Origin of the sequence: Halorubrum sp. Ea1, assembly GCF_002252965.1 — an archaeon.
Classification (GTDB): domain Archaea; phylum Halobacteriota; class Halobacteria; order Halobacteriales; family Haloferacaceae; genus Halorubrum.
The window spans coordinates 14299-29969 of record NZ_NHPG01000115.1; the positions used below are offsets into that span (position 1 = coordinate 14299).

The window sequence follows — 15671 nt, forward strand, 5'->3', positions numbered from 1 at the left end:
TGCGCTCATGATGCCGCCTACGAACGCGGCATGTTAAAACGTTGACCCACAATTATCGATCCTGATATCCGGCTCGGCGGCGGCGCGGTCGCCGGTCCGGTGCGGGATAGAGGGTTGCGCCGCGCGGTCGGAACGGGGAACCACCGTGACCCAAAGGCACATTTATGCGCGCTCCGTATCGGGACACAACGAATGTCTCATAGCCCCTCACTGCCCGACCGCCCCCGTCTCGAGCTCGATCCGGAGATGAGCGAGACGGAGCGGCTCGAAGCGATCCGCCAGCACTACCGGCGGATCCTGCAGGTGAACGAAGAACTGGAGCAGCGGCTCGACGACGCGCAGGGCCGCCGCGGCGAACTGAAGACCGACGTCGACGAGCTGAAACGCGAGAACGAGGTGCTGAAAACCTCCTCGCTGTACATCGCGTCGGTCGAAGAGATCACGGACGACGGTGTCGTCATCAAACAGCACGGCAACAACCAAGAGGTGCTGACGCAGGCGGCGACCCGACTCGACGAGGACCTCCGCGCCGGCGACCGCGTCGCGATCAACGACTCCTTCGCGGTCCAGCAGGTGCTCGACGACGAAACCGACTCCCGCGCCCAGGCGATGGAGGTCACCGAGTCGCCGGACGTCGAGTACGCCGACATCGGCGGGATCGACGACCAGATCCGGGAGGTCCGCGAGGCCGTCGAAGACCCGCTGGAGAACCCCGAGCAGTTCGAGGCCGTCGGCGTCGAGCCCCCGAGCGGCGTCCTGCTCCACGGCCCGCCGGGCACGGGGAAGACGATGCTCGCGAAGGCCGTCGCGAACGAGTCCGACGCGACGTTCATCAAGATGGCCGGCTCCGAGCTGGTCCGGAAGTTCATCGGCGAGGGCGCGCGGCTCGTCCGCGACCTGTTCGAGCTGGCGTCCGAGCGCGAGCCCGCCGTCATCTTCATCGACGAGATCGACGCCGTCGCCGCCAAGCGGACGGACTCGAAGACCTCCGGCGACGCCGAGGTCCAGCGGACGATGATGCAGTTGCTCTCCGAGATGGACGGCTTCGACGACCGCGGCGAGGTGCGGATCATGGCCGCGACCAACCGCTTCGACATGCTCGACGAGGCGATCCTGCGTCCGGGCCGGTTCGACCGCCTCATCGAGGTGCCCGAGCCCGACGCCGAGGGCCGCGCGCGCATCCTCGAGATCCACACGCAGCACATGAACGTCGCCGAGGGGACGGACGTCTCCGAGGTCGCCGCGGATCTGGAGGGGTACAGCGGGGCCGACATCGCCTCGCTGGCGACCGAGGCCGGCATGTTCGCGATCCGCGACGGTCGCACCGAAGTCACGCAGGCAGACTTCGAGTCGGCCCGCGAGAAGCTCCAGGACGCGGAGCAGACCGAAGAGCAGGTCATCAACTACCAGTACTAGTTCTGCGGCGAGAACGGTGAGGCCAGCGGCCCGCGTTTTGACATCGGCTGTGGTCGGTTCGTAACTCCTTAGCGCGGTGACCGTCGATCCGATCGTAATGAACATCATCCACGTCGCCGGCGGCGTCGGCGTCGCCGACACGGCGATGGCCTCCTACGACGCGGCGCTCGCGGACGCGAACCTCCACAACTACAACCTCGTGGCGGTCTCCTCCGTGGTCCCCGCGGAGGCGACCGTCGAGGCGGTCGCGGAGGCGCCCGACCTCGGCTCCGCCGGCAACCGGCTCACCGTGGTCGAGGCGCGTCGCACCGTCGGCCCGGACGACGAGGTGGACTTCCGAGAGGGTGGCCGCGCCGGCGCGGAGGACGCCGAGTCGAAGCGCGCCCCTCGACGCCGCCCGGACGTGGTCGCCGGACTCGGCTGGGCGACCGGCCCCGGCCCGGGCCTCTTCTACGAGGTGACCGGCGAGGACGCCGAGGACGTGCGCGAGCGGATCGAGACGGGGTTAGACGCCGGCGCGGAGCTTCGCGACTGGGATCTGCCCGACCGTGAGGTCCGCGTCGAGACGGCGGCCTCGGCGCCGGAGCGGTACACGACCGCGGTCGTGATCGCCGCGTACGGCCGGTCGGAGCCGATCCTGTAGTCCACGTACGCCGGCCGCTCTCCAAAATTTAATCACGCGGTAGCGGCTACCATGTCATCTAATAACATGGTACTGAATAACGTCGACCGATACGATCCCGACCGGCTGTCGGACCTCGGGGACCGGGCGGTCGTGGTCGGCGGGAGCATGGCCGGACTGTGTGCCGCCCGCGTGCTCGACGACGCCTTCACGGCGGTGACAGTGCTCGAACGCGACGAGTTCCCCGACGGGCCGGAGACGCGCGACGGCGCACCGCAGACGAGCCATCCGCACGCCATGCTGGAGGCGGGCCGCGCGACCCTCGAAGACCTGTTTCCGGGGTTCGGCGAGCGCCTCTTGATCGCCGGCGGACTGATGATCGACGCCGCGACCGAGATGCGCTACTACGAGGCCGGCGACTTCTTCGCCGACGGTCCCGACCGACTACCGATGTACTGCGCGAGTCGGGCGCTGTTCGAACACGTCGTTCGCGAGGCGGTCGCCGAGCGACCCGGGATCGCCCTCCGGGGGAACCGCAACTTCGTCGGCTACGACACCGACGGCGAGGGGCGAGTGACCGGCGTCAGCTACCGAGGTGAACGGGGAGCAGAGACGTCGCTAGACGCCGACCTCGTCGTCGACGCCACCGGTCGAACGAGCAGGACTCCGGCGTGGCTCTCGGCGCACGGGTACGAGGCCCCGCCGGAGGAGTCCGTCGAGATCGACGTGACCTATTCCACGGTCCGGGTCGACCGTCCCCGTGACGTCCGTCATTCGATCTTCGTCCCGCCGGACCCACCCCGGACCCGCGGCGGCGCGGCGATTCCGGTCGAGGACGGCGAATGGGAGGTGATCGTCCAGGGCGTCCACGGCGACGACACCCCCGGGGATCGGGAGGGACTGATCGCGTTCGCGGAGAGCCTTCCGGTCGACGAGCTCGGCGAGCTGGTCCGCGAGCGCGAGTGGACCGCCGACGAGATCCACCGCTATCCGTTCCCGTCGAGCGTTCGGCGCCGGTACGAGCGGCTGGACGCGTTCCCCGACGGACTGGTCGTCACGGGCGACGCCGTCGCCAGCTTCAATCCCATCTACGGACAGGGGATGTCCGTCGCGGCGCTAGACGCGCTGTTGCTCCACCACGCGCTCGGTACCGGACTCGACGACCTCGCCCCGCGGTTCTTCGACGAGGCGGCCGACGTCGTCGACGCCGTCTGGAACGTCGCGGTCGGCGGCGACTTCCGGTTTCCCGAGACGACGGGACCGAAGCCGGCGGGGACGGACCTGTTCAACAGGTACGTCGACCGGCTCGTCCGGAAGGCCCACGCGGACGGCCGTCTCACCGATGCGTTCTACCGCGTGTTCCGCTTAGAACGAGAGCCGACGTCGCTGCTGCGACCGAGCGTCGCGTGGCGCGTCCTCCGTCCCTGACGGGGTTCGGGCGCCGACGCCTTTTTTAACCGGCTCCGCGTACCCAGTGTGTCTTCGATGAACGGCAACAACCCGTACGCCGGGGCACCGGGCGTGACGAACGCGGGCAAGCCCGCGGCCGTCAACCTCTCCCCCGACCAGGAACGGCGCCTCCGGCGCGCGGTCGCCGGAATCGTCTCTCGAACCGAATCGTATCTCCCGAACAGCTACGCCGTCGGCTCGGAGCTGTCGGTCGGCGCCAACGGGCCGCAGGCGACCGTCGCGGTCAACCCGCCGGCCGGACATCCCGTCTCGGCCGGGTTCACGCCGGATCCGGACGAGCTGGAGGCCGGGATCGCCGACGCCGACACCGACGAGGTCGCCCGCGGGCTGGCCGCCAGCGCCGCGATGCAGGTGATGGACGCCGTCGGCGACGTCACGCCGACCGCGAAGTGAGTTCGGGCTACTCCGCCGTTCCTTCCGTCGACCCCTCGCGCCCCGACTCCTCCTCCACGAACTCCTCCGCCGACGTCCCCTGCGCCGTCGTCCCGTCGGCGGGCTCGTCCGGCGGCTGCATGACGCCCTGCACGCGGCCGTAGATCCCGAATATATCCTCGTACCCGCGTTCGCTCGCGAGGATCGGGACGACTCCCTCCTCGTCGACGCGGTGGGTGTACACGTCGTCCTCGGCGAACACCGCGCCGCGCGGAATCTCCTCGAAGTTCCCGAAGTGGACGTGCGGCTCGCCGCCGCCCTTCGGCACCTCCTCGTCGCCCGCGACGACCGTCGTCTCGGTGAACGTGGGCGGCTCGTCGTCGAGCACGCCGTGCGCCCGGAGGAAGGCGAGACAGGCCTCGTAGCCGAACTCGACCGCCTCCTCGCTCCCCTGTCTGCCGACCTCGATCGAGACGGTGTGGGGGACGACGGAGTCGAGCGTCGTCGACCGCAGCTCGCCGGAGTCGACGACGTACTCCACGGGCATCCCGGTCACGCTCCGGCGCACCGACTCGGTCGGGTCGCTGTAGATCGCGAACGGGGGCGGCGCGCTGTGCGAGGTGTGGAGCGCGAGCACCGCGTCCATCCCCTCCAGCTCGGCCGCGAGCCGCGGCGCGAGCGCCCGCTCGTACTCGTCGCTGTCGGGGTCGCCCGGGAAGACCCGGTTGAGGTCGGCCTCCGTGTACCGCGTTCCGGCCGCCAGCGCCCGCTCGTTTGCGATTATCAGTCGGACGCGTCCGCTCCCCGCGCCCGTCTCGTCGAGCTCGTCGGCGAGCCGTCTGACGATCCGCTCGCCGGCGGGCTCGTCGCCGTGGATCCCGCCGACGATCGCGACGCGAGCCGAGCCGGCCGACCCGCGCTCGATCGTTTCCATGGAACACGGTACGCGCCGGTCGAATAATAAAGGGTGGCCGTTCGCTCGCGCGGCGCGGCCGCGACCCGTCGACGACGGCTTAGCGACGGAACCGGCGGCGGAGCGCCGTCCGGTACCGCTCCGCCAAGCGACGGGCGACGAGCCGGTCCCGGGGGTCGACGCCGAGGGTGCGTAGCGTCGCCGCGTACGCCGCGAGACCGATCGCGGCGCCGACGACGACCGCGGCTCGACCGGGGGCGGCCGCGCGGACCGCCCGCATCGCGAGGATGGCCACGCCCCCGGCCGCCAGCGGCGTGAGGAACGTCCGGTCGAACGGCCACAGCCCCTCGAACCGGCGGAGCAGTAGCACTTGGATCCCGTTCTGGGCGGCGATCGCGAGCGACGTGCCGAGCGCGGCGCCGACGAGCCCGAAGCGCACGACGAACGCGTAGGTCAACGCGACGTTGAGGACCGCGAGCAGCCAGTCGAGCGCCATCCGGGCGTACTGGTGGTCGGTCATCATGAGGAGCCAGCCGGTCGCGCCGACGGCGCTGCCGACGAACACCCCGCCGAGGTAGACGACGAGGGGGACGTACCCCGCGACGTACGGGTCGCCGAACAGCCCGAGCAGCTCCCGGCCGTACACCGCGAGGACGGCGAGTATCGGGACGACCGCCGTGACGATCTGCCGAGTCACCGAGGCGTACACCGCGTTCAGCGTCGCCGTCCGGCCGTTCCCGTACAGCTCCGAGGCGACGGGCGGGAGGAGCTGGTTAAAGGACATGAGCGGGATCCACGCGATCGCGATCAGCACGAGCACGACGTTGTACACCCCCGCGGCCGTTGCGGTCAGGAGCGCCCCCACGAGCAGCACGTCGACGCGGTTCTGGAACACCTTCCCGAGGCTGCTCATCGCGACCGGCGCCGCGTGGTCGTAGAAGCGCCGCGCCTCCAGCCGGGCGCCCCGCAGCGACGGGACGACCCCGGTCACCCGCGCGGCGAGCGGAACGGCGACCGCCGCGAGCAGCGCGGTCGCGGCGACGATGCCGACGGCGACGCCCCCGATCGAGTAGCCCAGCGCCAGCGCCGCGACCGCGGCGACGAGGCGGACTCCCGGGCGGAGCAGCTTGTTGAAGGCGATCTCGCCGCGCGCCGAGCCGACGGCGCGGAAGATCCCCGACGCGACCATGACGACGCCGAGGAACCCGACGAGGAAGCCGAACGCCCGCATCGCGCCCGGGAAGGCCGCTTCTCCGACAGTGAGGTCGTTGATCCGCGGCGCGGCCAGCCAGACGCCCGCGGCGATGGCGGCGCCGAAGCCGAGCGTCGTCGCGTACGCGAGCCCTGCGACGACGCCCCGGCGTCGCGGGTCGTCCGCGTACTCTGGGAGGTACCGCTGTAGCGCCGGCACGCTCCCGAAGGTGACGAGCCGAGACAGGAGCTGGGCGATCCGCCACGCCAGCGCGTAGACGCCGTACGCCGTCGGGCCGAGCCCCCGCGCGAGGACGAACTCGGTCGCCGCCGTCAGCGCTCGCTGCCCGGAGACGCCGCCGGACGTGACCACGGCGCCGTGAGCGATGGTCACGAGCGCCTCGCGCTCGTCGTCGGGGATCGAATCGGTATCGCCGTCGCTCGGGGCGTCGTCGCCCGGGGCGTCGCTACCGCCCGGGGCGTCGCTACCGCTCGCGGACTCGTCCGGGGGGCTGCCGTCGGTTTCGGCGCTGGCTCCGTCGACCACGGATCGGTTCCATCCGTCCTGTCTCGTCTCGGGAGAAAAGCGACTCGTTCCGTCGCCGACCCCCTTCGCTACCAGCGGTGGTGGACGTGCTCGCGGACGCGCTCGTCGTACGCCTCGCGGACCGTCTCATGGGCGGCCTCGCCGAGGGGCGGAGCGTCGCTGACGGCCGCGTTCGCGCGGACGTGCTCAGGCGTCGTCGACCCCGGGATCACGGTCGAGACGGCGTCGTGATCGAGGATCCACCGGAGCGAGAACTGCGCGAGCGAGAGGCCGTCGCCGGTCGCGTCGGTCGGGTCGGCGGCGACCGCGTCGGCGCGGGCCGCGAGCGCGTCGGCCGCGTCCAGTCCGGCCTCGTAGGGGACGCCGGCGAACGTCTCGCCGACGTCGAAGGCGTCGCCGTCGCGGTTGTAGTTGCGGTGGTCGTTCTCCGGGAACACGTCGTCCCGCGAGAGCGCGCCGGTCAGCAGGCCGGAGGCGAGCGGGACCCGACAGATCACGCCCACGTCGCGCTCGGCGGCCCGGTCGAGGAACAGGTCGGCCGGGCGCTGGCGGAAGGGGTTGAAGATGATCTGGACCGACTCGACGCCGGGGTACTCGACCGCCTTGAGCCCCTCCTCGACGCGCTCGACGCTGACGCCGTAGTTCGCGATCCGCCCCTCGTCCGCGAGGGTCGCGAGCGCGTCGAACGTCTCCGGTCGGTAGTAGACGTCGGTCGGCGGGCAGTGGAGCTGGACCAGGTCCAGCGTCTCGATCCCGAGGTTCTCGCGCGAGCGATTCACGAACCGGCGGAGGTTCGCCTCGGTGTACCCGTCGGCGACGTGGGGGTCGAGCCGTCGGCCGGCCTTCGTCGCGACCGTCACGTCGCCGCGCGCGAGGTCGTCTTCGAGGACCTCGCCGAGGATCTGCTCCGAGCGCCCGTCGCCGTACACGTCGGCGGTGTCGAAGAAGTCGATCCCGGCGTCGCGGGCGGTCTCGACGGCCGCCACGGCCTCGGACTCGCTCACGTCGCCCCAGTCGCTCCCGATCTGCCACGAGCCGTAGCCGACCTCGCTGACCGCGCCGACGTCCCCGAGCGTGCGGTGATTCATGTTCACTCCCAATTGGTCCGGGCGCGGGCAAGGGCGTTCCGGAGGCGGAACCGCGGGCAACGACCGGACGACCGGCAACGGAGACGACGATCTGGCTCTGTAGAACTCAGCTGTAGTCGATAGAAGCTCCGTGTTGGATACAGAGGGTGTGTACACCGCCGGTTAGGATCAAGTCCGCGGAATAGAAGTGGCCGTTCACGTACCTTCGAGAGGGAACTGACTCTCCTCGATCTGTGCGAGAGCCGCGTCGAACGCGTCGTCAGCCGTCTCGAAAGTACCGTTGTGCTCCCACTCGCCGTCGGGAGATGCAGTGTATACGTCAAAATCGCCGCCTCGGTACTCGTGAGACTCGACGTACAGTTCTTTCTCGACGGTTCCGTCGTCGAGGAGCAACCAGACCCCCAATTCCTTCCCGCCTTCCAAGTCGCGCCGTCTGCGCCAGTGCATACGTAGTATTCGGACGCTGGGCATCTAAACGCTAGCCCTACCAGAACGAAACCGACTGTACAACTGACTCCGCCGACCGTGAATATGCGCGCTGTATTCAGCACGGCCACTGTGACCGATCACGGAGTGAGGATTTCAACGGAGCCGGTGAGTTATAAATGGCAGATCTGAGGCTCCCGAGACGGTGCTCACCGCCGCCTCGTCGTCGATACTCGCGGACTGCTCGCCGGCTCTGCCGAACTCCCGTTCGCCGGGCGGGCTCCCGTCTGAGACGGCCGGTCTCTGCGGCCCGCAAGCGGAGTCTCACACGACCGTTTGTGCCATCGACAATATTATTCGCAACTGGACGCCAGTCGGAGCCATGAAGCGGAGACGTGCCCTCTCCGTCGTCGGACTGTCGGCGCTTCCCCTTTCGGGGTGTTTGGATAGCGTCGGTCGGGACGGCACGCCCGGGGATCCGGGGTCGGGCGACGGGCGTTCGGTCACGGCGTCGCTCTCGCGCGTGGCCGGCGACGGAGCCATCGGTTTCAGTTGCGACGTTCGCCGCTCCGAGATCGGCGAGGGGTCCCCGGCGGTCGTCGAACTGACGGCGAGAAACGAAACGGAGCGCGAGATCGAGTACGTGACGGGCGCTCCGGAGCCGTTCGGAGTGCTCTACGACCCGGACGCGCCCGCCGCGATCCTGTGGACTGAAAAGTACGTCGAGAGTCAGCACGTGGAGACGGAGGGGCGTCGGGTAACCGGCGGGGACGACATCGGAATCAGCGTCGCGCTCGCCCCCGGAGGCTCCCGGTCCGAGACGTACGAGTTCGCCGCCCCTCCGGGGAGCTATTCGATACGGCAGACCGGGAACCCGATCACGCTCGGCGAGGAGACGTACGAACTGCGCATCGACGTCGCGGAGGCCTGACCGCGCCGTCGGCGCCTCGTGGAGACCCGAGCCGGTCGGAGCGGTTCGCCTCCGGCGGGTCCCACGAGAGCCGGCTCACCGGCCCCTCGACGACGTCGGTCCGGGGTTACAACACGTCCGCCAGCGCGTCCATCGTCTCGTCCACGCGGTCGACTCGAGCGCTGTGACCCATGTGGCCGACGCGCAGGATGTCCCCGGCTAACTCCCCGAGTCCCGTCGCGACGAGCACGCCGTGCTCCTCGCGAAGGCGCTCCTGCAGTTCCGCTGCTCGTCCGGGGACCGCGAACGCGGTCACCGTGGGCGAACTGCGCTCGGGGCCCGGATACGGCTCTACCCCCGACTCGGCCCCGCGCTCACGACACCGCGCCGCCGCGGTGCGGTGTCGCTCCCGGACCGCGTCGAGGCCCTCCTCCAGCCACAGCCCGAGCGCCGCGTCGAGCGCGACGACCTCGGTCGTCAGGTGGGTGTACGGGAACCCCCCGGAGGTGTCGCGCCACGGCAGGAAGTTCGTGTACAGCGAGTGCGGGTCGCGCTCGTCCATCGCGGCCCACGCGCGCTCGCTGATCGCGGCCGTGGTGAGCCCCGGCGGCGCGCTGAAGCACTTCTGGGAGGCCCCCAGACAGACGTCGATCCGCTCGGTCGGCACCCGCACCCCGCCGAGCGAGGAGACCGCGTCGACGACGGTGAGGACCTCCCCGTCGGCCCCCTCCAACAGGTCGAGCGCGGGACCGAGGTCGTTGAGCGCCCCCGTGGGCGTCTCGCAGTGGACCATCGTCGCGACGTCGAAGTCGGTGCCCTCGTCGGCGAGGGTCGACTCCAGTTCCGCGAGCGGGAGCGGGTCGTCGTAGTCGGCCGAGACCAGCGTCGCCTCGCCGCCGTACGACTCGACGAAGTCGGCGAAGCCGTCGCCGTAGAGCCCGTTCGACAGGCAGAGGACCTCGGTGCCGGGCTCGACGAGCGAGGCGATCGCGGCCTCCAGACCGAGGATCCCCTCCCCGCCGGGGACGACGACGTCGCGGGCCGGCCCGTCGCCCGTCCCCGCGGGTCGGTCGGCCTCCCTCGGCTCGAGCCCGTACGCCGCCGCCAACCGGTCGGTGAGCCGGTCGTAGATCCGCTGAAACTCCGGGTCCACGTCGGGGTTGATCAGCTCGCGGCTCATCGCGTCGCGGACGGGGGCGGGGACCGCGGTCGGTCCCGGCGTCATGAGCATACCGAGACACTCGGTTCCAGCGAGATAAGCGCCCCGTACCGGCCGCGGTCGGCGCGGTCCGTCGACACGCGTAAACATATATGACCGGCGGGAGGAGTTGGGCGTATGACACGCCGCCCGCGCTCCCGTTCGGGCGCGCTTCGATCGGCGGACGGACGCCCCGCGGCCGTCGGGCCGGTGAGGTGAATGACCCGACGGATCGCCCCGGCCCTCGCGCTCGTCGCCGTCCTCGCGCTCCTCGTCGGGTCGTTCGCCGGACTCGCCGTCGCCCAGGAGGAGCCGCCGTTCGTCCGCGGCGAACCCGAGTTGGACGTGTACGTCCCGGACTCGACGGTGACACCGGGAACGGCGACGGAGCTCGCGGTGCAGGTCGCGAACGACGGCGAGGTCGACGCCGGGTCGGACGCCCGACGGGCCGCGGTCACGACCGCGCGCGGCGTCGTGGTCGAGGTCCGGAACGACGGCTCGCCGCTCGTCGTCGAGACGGGACGATTCGCCGTCGGGTCGATCGCCGAGGGCGCGGTCCGGGAGGTGCCCGTCTCCGTGAGGGTCCCGGCCGACGCGGAGCCGGGACGGTACTCGCTCGACGTGCGGCTCCGGTACTCGCACACGTTCCTCTCGGCCCCGCGGAGCGGGATCGTGCAGGACCGGACGCGGACGCGGACCGAGTCCGTATCGGTGACCGTCGACGACGCGCCCCGCTTCGCGATGCGGACGGTCGGCACGGACGTCCAAGTCGGCGGCGCCGGGACGATCGCGGTGAACGTGACCAACGTCGGGGGCGAGCCCGCCCGCGACCTCTCGATCGAACTCGCCGCGAACGGTCCGGACGTCGCGCTCGGCGAGACGGACCGGAACACCGCGCGGATCGACCGGCTCGCCCCCGGAGCGAACGCCACGGTCAGGTTCCCGGCGAGCGTCCGCGCGGACGCCGCCGCCGAGTCGTTCGACCTCACCGGCACCGTTCGATACACCGACGTCGACGGCATCCGCGACGCGCACGAGGGGATCCCGGTCGGGCTCCGACCGCGGCCTGAGCAGTCCTTCTCTGTCGCGGTCGACGACTCCACGCTCCGCGTCGGCGAGAACGGAAGCGTCAGCGGGACGATCCGCAACGACGGGCCGAGCGACGTTCGGAGCGTCGTCCTCGCGGTCGGCGACGGGGCGTTCGTCCCCCGCAGTCCGCGGTACGCCGTCGGCGACCTCGCGGCCGGCGAGAGCGCCGCCTTCCGGTTCCGCGGCGAGATCCCGGCGGACGCCGACTCGGTGCCGCTGCAGTTGGTCCTCTCGACGAGCTACCGGAGCGCCGCCGACGCGGAACGGACGACGCGGGAGGCGGTACGCGTTCCCGTCGCCGAGCGCCGGGACGCGGTGACGGTGTCCGCGGTCGACCCGCGATTCGCGGCCGGCGAAGACGGCGTGTTGCGCCTCGACGTGACGAACCGTCGGGACGTCGAACTGCGCGACGTCGAACTGCGCCTCGCCGTCGACCAGCCGTTAGAGAGCGAGTTCCGAACGACCGTGATCCCGTCGCTGGCGCCCGGAGAGACGGGCCGGGTCGCGTTCGACCTCTCGATCGACGGCGACGCGCCGCCGAGTCGGTATCCGGCGAGCGTCGAGATCGGCTACACCGACCCCGGCGGGGTCCGCGTCACCGGCGACACCGCGACGGTCGCCGCCTCGGTCGTCGAGTCGTCCGGCGGGGGAGTCCCCGTCGAGGCCGCCGTGTTGACCGTCCTCCTGCTCCTCGTCGCCACCGGCGCGTGGTGGTTCTATGTCCGGTGAGACCGACCGCCCGCTCGTCGTCGAGGGACTCACGAAGGACTTCGGGAGCGTGGTCGCGAACGACGACGTGTCGTTCACTGTGAACCGGGGAGAGGTGTTCGGGTTCCTCGGGCCCAACGGGGCGGGGAAGTCGACGACGATACGACTGCTGCTGGGGCTGTTAAAACCCACCTCGGGGACGGCGAGGGTGCTCGGCGCCGACATCCGCGACGAGGCAGCGCTGACCGAGGCCAAGCGCCGGATCGGGTACCTCCCCGCTCACCTCGGCTTCGACGGGGAGGTGACCGGCGAGGCGGTGCTCGACTACCACGGCGAGATGAAGGGCGACGGCCGCCGCGAGGAGTTGCTGGAGCTGTTCACCCCGCCGGTCGACCGACCGGTACGCGAGTACTCGACCGGGAACAAGCGGATGCTCGGACTGGTGCAGGCGTTCATGCACGACCCGGACCTCGTGATCATGGACGAGCCCACCGGCGGGCTCGACCCGCTCAAACAGGAGGCGTTCAACGAGTTCGTCCGGGACGAGCGCGACCGCGGCACGACCGTGTTCTTCTCCTCGCACGTGTTGAGCGAGGTGCGACGGGTCTGCGACCGCGTCGGCATCCTCCGCGCCGGGAGGCTCGTCGAGCTCGAGAACGTCGAAGCGCTGCTCCACCGGAGCGGCAAACACGTGCGGGTGCACGCGAGCGACGCGGCGGTCGCGGCGATAGCCGGCCTCGACGGCGTCGTCGACCCCAAGCGGTTCGCCGAAGGCGTCCAGTTCGTCTACGCCGGCGACGTCAACGCGCTCCTCGGCGAACTCGCGACCCACGACGTCAGCGACGTGGAGATCGGCGAGCCCCCGATCGAGGACGTGTTCGCCCACTACTACGGGAGCGAGGAGTCGGCGGACGGAGGGGACGACGCCGGAGGGGCGTCGGACGGGGGAGGCGAAGGCGACGGGGTGGAGACGCCGAACGGAGGCGACGGGGTGGAGACGCCGGACGAAAGCGACGGGGCGGGAGCGACGAATGTTTGAGACGGCTCGGTACGAGGGGCGACGGCGGCTCGGCGGCGCCGCGATCCTCACGGCCGGCGTCGGGGCGTACGCCGGGTTCATCGTCTGGTACTTCACCGTTCTGGAGGGCGTCAACTACGAGGACGTCTTCAGGGACCTGCCCCCGGCGATGCTGGAGGCGTTCGGCATCGAGAGCCTGTCGACCATCGAGGGGTTCCTCGGCGCGCAGGTGTTCAACTTCGTCTGGCTGCTCGGCCTGGGGCTGTACTTCGCGTACGCCGCCGGCGGCACCGTCGCGGGCGACATCGAGACGGAGCGGATGGAGCTCCTCCTGTCGTTTCCCGTCACGCGGTCACGGCTGCTCGTCGAGAAGTTCGCGGGACTGCTCGTCCCGATGATAGCCGTCAACGCCGGCGGCGGCCCGATCATCTACCTATTCGTCGTCGTCGTCGGCGAGACGGTCCCGCTCGACCACCTGCTGTTAGCCCACCTGCTGTCGATCCCGTTTCTCCTCGTCTGTGCGGGGGTCGGCCTCGTCTTCTCGGTCGCCGTAGACCGCGCGGCGATCGCCGAGCGGGCCGCCGTCGGCACCGTCTTCGTCCTGTACCTCGTCGAGTCCGTCGTCGGCGGCGCCGACGCGTACGACTGGATACAGTACCTGAGCCCGACGCACTACTACGAACCGACGCCGATCCTGATCGACGGGTCGTTCGAGCCCATCGACTCGGCCATCCTCCTCGTCGCGTTCGTCGGACTGCTCATCCTCTCGCAGGTGCTGTTCGAGCGGAGAGACATCTGAAACGCTCGAGATACGGCAGTTAAGCGCTTTCTTCCGGATCGATCGACTCGACCCGGTGGCCACTTCCGGTCCGCCGACACGTTAATACCGTTCTGTCGCTTTCGTTCCGCCACGATGATGCTGCCGACACACGTGCTGGCCGGGATGCTGCTCGCCGCGCCCCTCGTGCGCGTGGCGCCGGAACTGGCGCCCGTGGGGCTGGTCGCGGGGTTCCTGGGCGGCCTGTTCCCCGACCTCGACATGTACGTCGGCCACCGGAAGACCCTCCACTACCCGGTCTACTACTCGGCGGCCGCCGTCGTCGCCCTCGTCGTCGCCTTAGCGGCCCCCTCGGCGGCCGCGGTCGGGGCGGCCCTGTTCTTCCTCGGGGCGGCGCTCCACAGCGTCTCGGACATGTACGGCGGCGGCCTGGAGCTGCGGCCGTGGGAGGGGAACTCCGACCGCGCGGTGTACGACCACTACCGGAAGCGCTGGGTCGCGCCGCGCTCCGGCGTCAGGTACGACGGCGCCGCTGAGGACCTCGCGCTCTCCGTCGGGCTGTCGCTCCCGCTCCTCTACCTGCTCGACGGCCCGCTCCGGCTGATCGTGGCCGGGACCCTGCTCGTCGCCGCCGTCTACACCGTCCTCCGCCGGCATCTCGCGGAGCTCGCCGCGCTCGTGATCCCGCTGGTGCCGGCGGCGCTGACCCCGTACCTGCCGGACCGGTACGCGGAGACGGAGTCGGGCGAGTAGCCCGCCCCGCCTCGACACCGTCCGTCTCGTCGCGGCTGCCGAGCCGTTCAATGCGCACTGCTAACTGAGCGCGCAGCCGTCACGAGAGACTCGACCCGCTCCGCTCGTGCGGGGACCGCCGTTCCAACGGGCGTCCCCGTCCGCGGACGGTTCGCTGCCGAAACACCGGGATCACTGGCCGATTCCACCGCCGAGGGCGCCGGCTCGTCGAGTGCGTAACTTACCAATAAGTTACAGAAGGTGTCCCGTTCGTCATGCGGATATAGTATTGTACGTTAATCCCAAAACCATTATCAACTCACGCGGTCTACGGACGGATGTATGACAGAGTCCTATCCGAGGCCATCGCCGGGCGCGAACGCCGGAGGCGGAGGGGAGTGCCGATGACGGGCACGGAGCTGCTCCCCGGCGCGCCCCCGACCGTGGCGGCGCTCGTCGTGATCGGGCTCGTCCTCGTCGAGGCGGCGCTTTTGTACGCCGCCTACGGGATCCTCGAGGACAAACTGGCGCCGACCGTATTTAACCGGATACAGCGGATTTAGATGCTCGGACTGCTGGGCCTGAGCGCGGAGCTCTTCGCGCTGTTCGTCGTCTTCGGGTTCATGGTCGGGGTGTTCTTCGGGTTCTTCGGGATGGGCGGATCGTTCCTCGTGACGCCCGCGCTGCTCATCTTGGGATACTCCGCTCCGGTCGCCATCGGGAGCTCGATGGCGTTCGTGTTCGGGACGGCGGTGATCGCGACGTTGAAACACCACGACGCCGGGCAGGTGGACTACCGGCTCGGCGCGCTGATGTTCGTCGGGATCACGATCGGCATCGAGCTCGGCAGCCGGCTGGTGTTCGGGCTGGAGGTGCTCGGCATCGCGAGCGTCGTCGTCGGCGTCGCGTACGTCATCTTGCTCGCGGCCATCGGGATCCTCTTCACGCGGAACGCGCTGAACGACGAGGCGGACGCGGGGGGAGACGGGCCGGAGGCGGAGAGCGAGGGCGGGTCCGACGTCACGCCGGAGGACGACGTCCCCGAGATCGCCCGGAAGATCAAGTCGTACAACGTTCCGCCGATGATGACGCTCGCGGACGGGAGCGAGGCGTCGCTGTGGGACCATCACCGGAGTCGGCGGCGGCGTCGGCCTGATCTCCGGGTTCCTCGGCGTCGGCGGCGGCTTCGTCCG

The 15671-nt window shown here is 70.3% G+C and carries 15 protein-coding genes and 1 pseudogene; 11 read left to right on the forward strand and 5 right to left on the reverse strand.

The window, feature by feature from the left end; translation table 11 throughout:
- Nucleotides 1–192 precede the first annotated feature (192 nt).
- The 4 genes from DJ73_RS14030 (at nucleotide 193) to DJ73_RS14045 (ending at nucleotide 3901) form a co-directional block, all read left to right on the forward strand.
- Nucleotides 193–1416 carry a proteasome-activating nucleotidase gene (locus DJ73_RS14030; RefSeq protein WP_094522692.1) on the forward strand — a complete coding sequence of 408 codons (1224 nt, stop codon included), beginning with the start codon at nucleotides 193–195 and terminating at the stop codon, nucleotides 1414–1416.
- A 97-nt stretch (nucleotides 1417–1513) separates the two neighbouring features.
- Complete coding sequence (locus DJ73_RS14035) at nucleotides 1514–2059, forward strand: pyruvoyl-dependent arginine decarboxylase (RefSeq protein WP_094522720.1); 546 nt, start codon at nucleotides 1514–1516, stop codon at nucleotides 2057–2059.
- Between the two features lie 66 nt (nucleotides 2060–2125).
- Nucleotides 2126–3466 carry an NAD(P)/FAD-dependent oxidoreductase gene (locus DJ73_RS14040; protein ID WP_094527940.1) on the forward strand — a complete coding sequence of 447 codons (1341 nt, stop codon included), beginning with the start codon at nucleotides 2126–2128 and terminating at the stop codon, nucleotides 3464–3466.
- Between the two features lie 57 nt (nucleotides 3467–3523).
- The gene (locus tag DJ73_RS14045) at nucleotides 3524–3901 is read left to right on the forward strand and encodes a DUF5811 family protein (RefSeq protein WP_094558261.1); all 378 of its coding nucleotides are present in this window, start codon (nucleotides 3524–3526) and stop codon (nucleotides 3899–3901) included.
- A 7-nt stretch (nucleotides 3902–3908) separates the two neighbouring features.
- Here the strand turns inward: DJ73_RS14045 and DJ73_RS14050 are convergent, their stop codons facing one another.
- The 4 genes from DJ73_RS14050 to DJ73_RS14065 all read right to left on the reverse strand — a co-directional run bounded on the left by DJ73_RS14050 (nucleotide 3909) and on the right by DJ73_RS14065 (nucleotide 8066).
- The gene (locus DJ73_RS14050) at nucleotides 3909–4814 is read right to left on the reverse strand and encodes a M14 family metallopeptidase (protein WP_094522698.1); all 906 of its coding nucleotides are present in this window, start codon (nucleotides 4812–4814) and stop codon (nucleotides 3909–3911) included.
- 79 nt (nucleotides 4815–4893) lie between these two features.
- On the reverse strand, nucleotides 4894–6531 hold the full coding sequence (locus tag DJ73_RS14055; protein ID WP_094558262.1) for a lipopolysaccharide biosynthesis protein: 1638 nt from the start codon (nucleotides 6529–6531) through the stop codon (nucleotides 4894–4896).
- Nucleotides 6532–6599: 68 nt separating this feature from the next.
- Nucleotides 6600–7619: an aldo/keto reductase gene (locus DJ73_RS14060; RefSeq protein ID WP_094558263.1), complete on the reverse strand. Its 1020-nt coding sequence runs from the start codon at nucleotides 7617–7619 to the stop codon at nucleotides 6600–6602.
- A gap of 195 nt (nucleotides 7620–7814) precedes the next feature.
- Complete coding sequence (locus DJ73_RS14065; protein ID WP_094558264.1) at nucleotides 7815–8066, reverse strand: hypothetical protein; 252 nt, start codon at nucleotides 8064–8066, stop codon at nucleotides 7815–7817.
- Nucleotides 8067–8427: 361 nt separating this feature from the next.
- Here DJ73_RS14065 and DJ73_RS14070 point away from each other — a divergent pair, with 361 nt between their 5' ends.
- Nucleotides 8428–8976, forward strand: coding sequence for a hypothetical protein (locus tag DJ73_RS14070; RefSeq protein WP_094522706.1), 549 nt, complete (start codon nucleotides 8428–8430; stop codon nucleotides 8974–8976).
- A gap of 106 nt (nucleotides 8977–9082) precedes the next feature.
- Here DJ73_RS14070 and DJ73_RS14075 read toward each other — a convergent pair whose 3' ends face one another.
- Complete coding sequence (locus DJ73_RS14075) at nucleotides 9083–10186, reverse strand: alanine--glyoxylate aminotransferase family protein (protein WP_094558265.1); 1104 nt, start codon at nucleotides 10184–10186, stop codon at nucleotides 9083–9085.
- A gap of 186 nt (nucleotides 10187–10372) precedes the next feature.
- On the opposite strand from DJ73_RS14075, the gene DJ73_RS14080 reads away from it, so the two are divergent.
- The 6 genes and pseudogenes from DJ73_RS14080 to DJ73_RS14105 form a co-directional block, all read left to right on the forward strand.
- Nucleotides 10373–11971 (forward strand): COG1361 S-layer family protein, encoded by a 1599-nt coding sequence (locus DJ73_RS14080; RefSeq protein WP_094558266.1) that lies wholly within the window; start codon nucleotides 10373–10375, stop codon nucleotides 11969–11971.
- The gene (locus tag DJ73_RS14085) at nucleotides 11961–12989 is read left to right on the forward strand and encodes an ABC transporter ATP-binding protein (protein ID WP_094558267.1); all 1029 of its coding nucleotides are present in this window, start codon (nucleotides 11961–11963) and stop codon (nucleotides 12987–12989) included. The genes DJ73_RS14080 and DJ73_RS14085 overlap by 11 nt, the downstream gene beginning before the upstream one ends.
- On the forward strand, nucleotides 12982–13767 hold the full coding sequence (locus DJ73_RS14090) for an ABC transporter permease subunit (RefSeq protein ID WP_094558268.1): 786 nt from the start codon (nucleotides 12982–12984) through the stop codon (nucleotides 13765–13767). The genes DJ73_RS14085 and DJ73_RS14090 overlap by 8 nt, the downstream gene beginning before the upstream one ends.
- Nucleotides 13768–13881: 114 nt before the next feature.
- Entirely contained in the window at nucleotides 13882–14499 is a 618-nt protein-coding gene (locus DJ73_RS14095) for a hypothetical protein (RefSeq protein WP_094522716.1), read from the forward strand.
- Nucleotides 14500–14882: 383 nt separating this feature from the next.
- A complete protein-coding gene (locus tag DJ73_RS20440) occupies nucleotides 14883–15041 on the forward strand; it encodes a hypothetical protein (RefSeq protein ID WP_176451144.1) in 159 nt (52 codons plus the stop codon).
- Nucleotides 15042–15671, forward strand: a pseudogene (locus tag DJ73_RS14105) (TSUP family transporter); the annotation flags it as partial.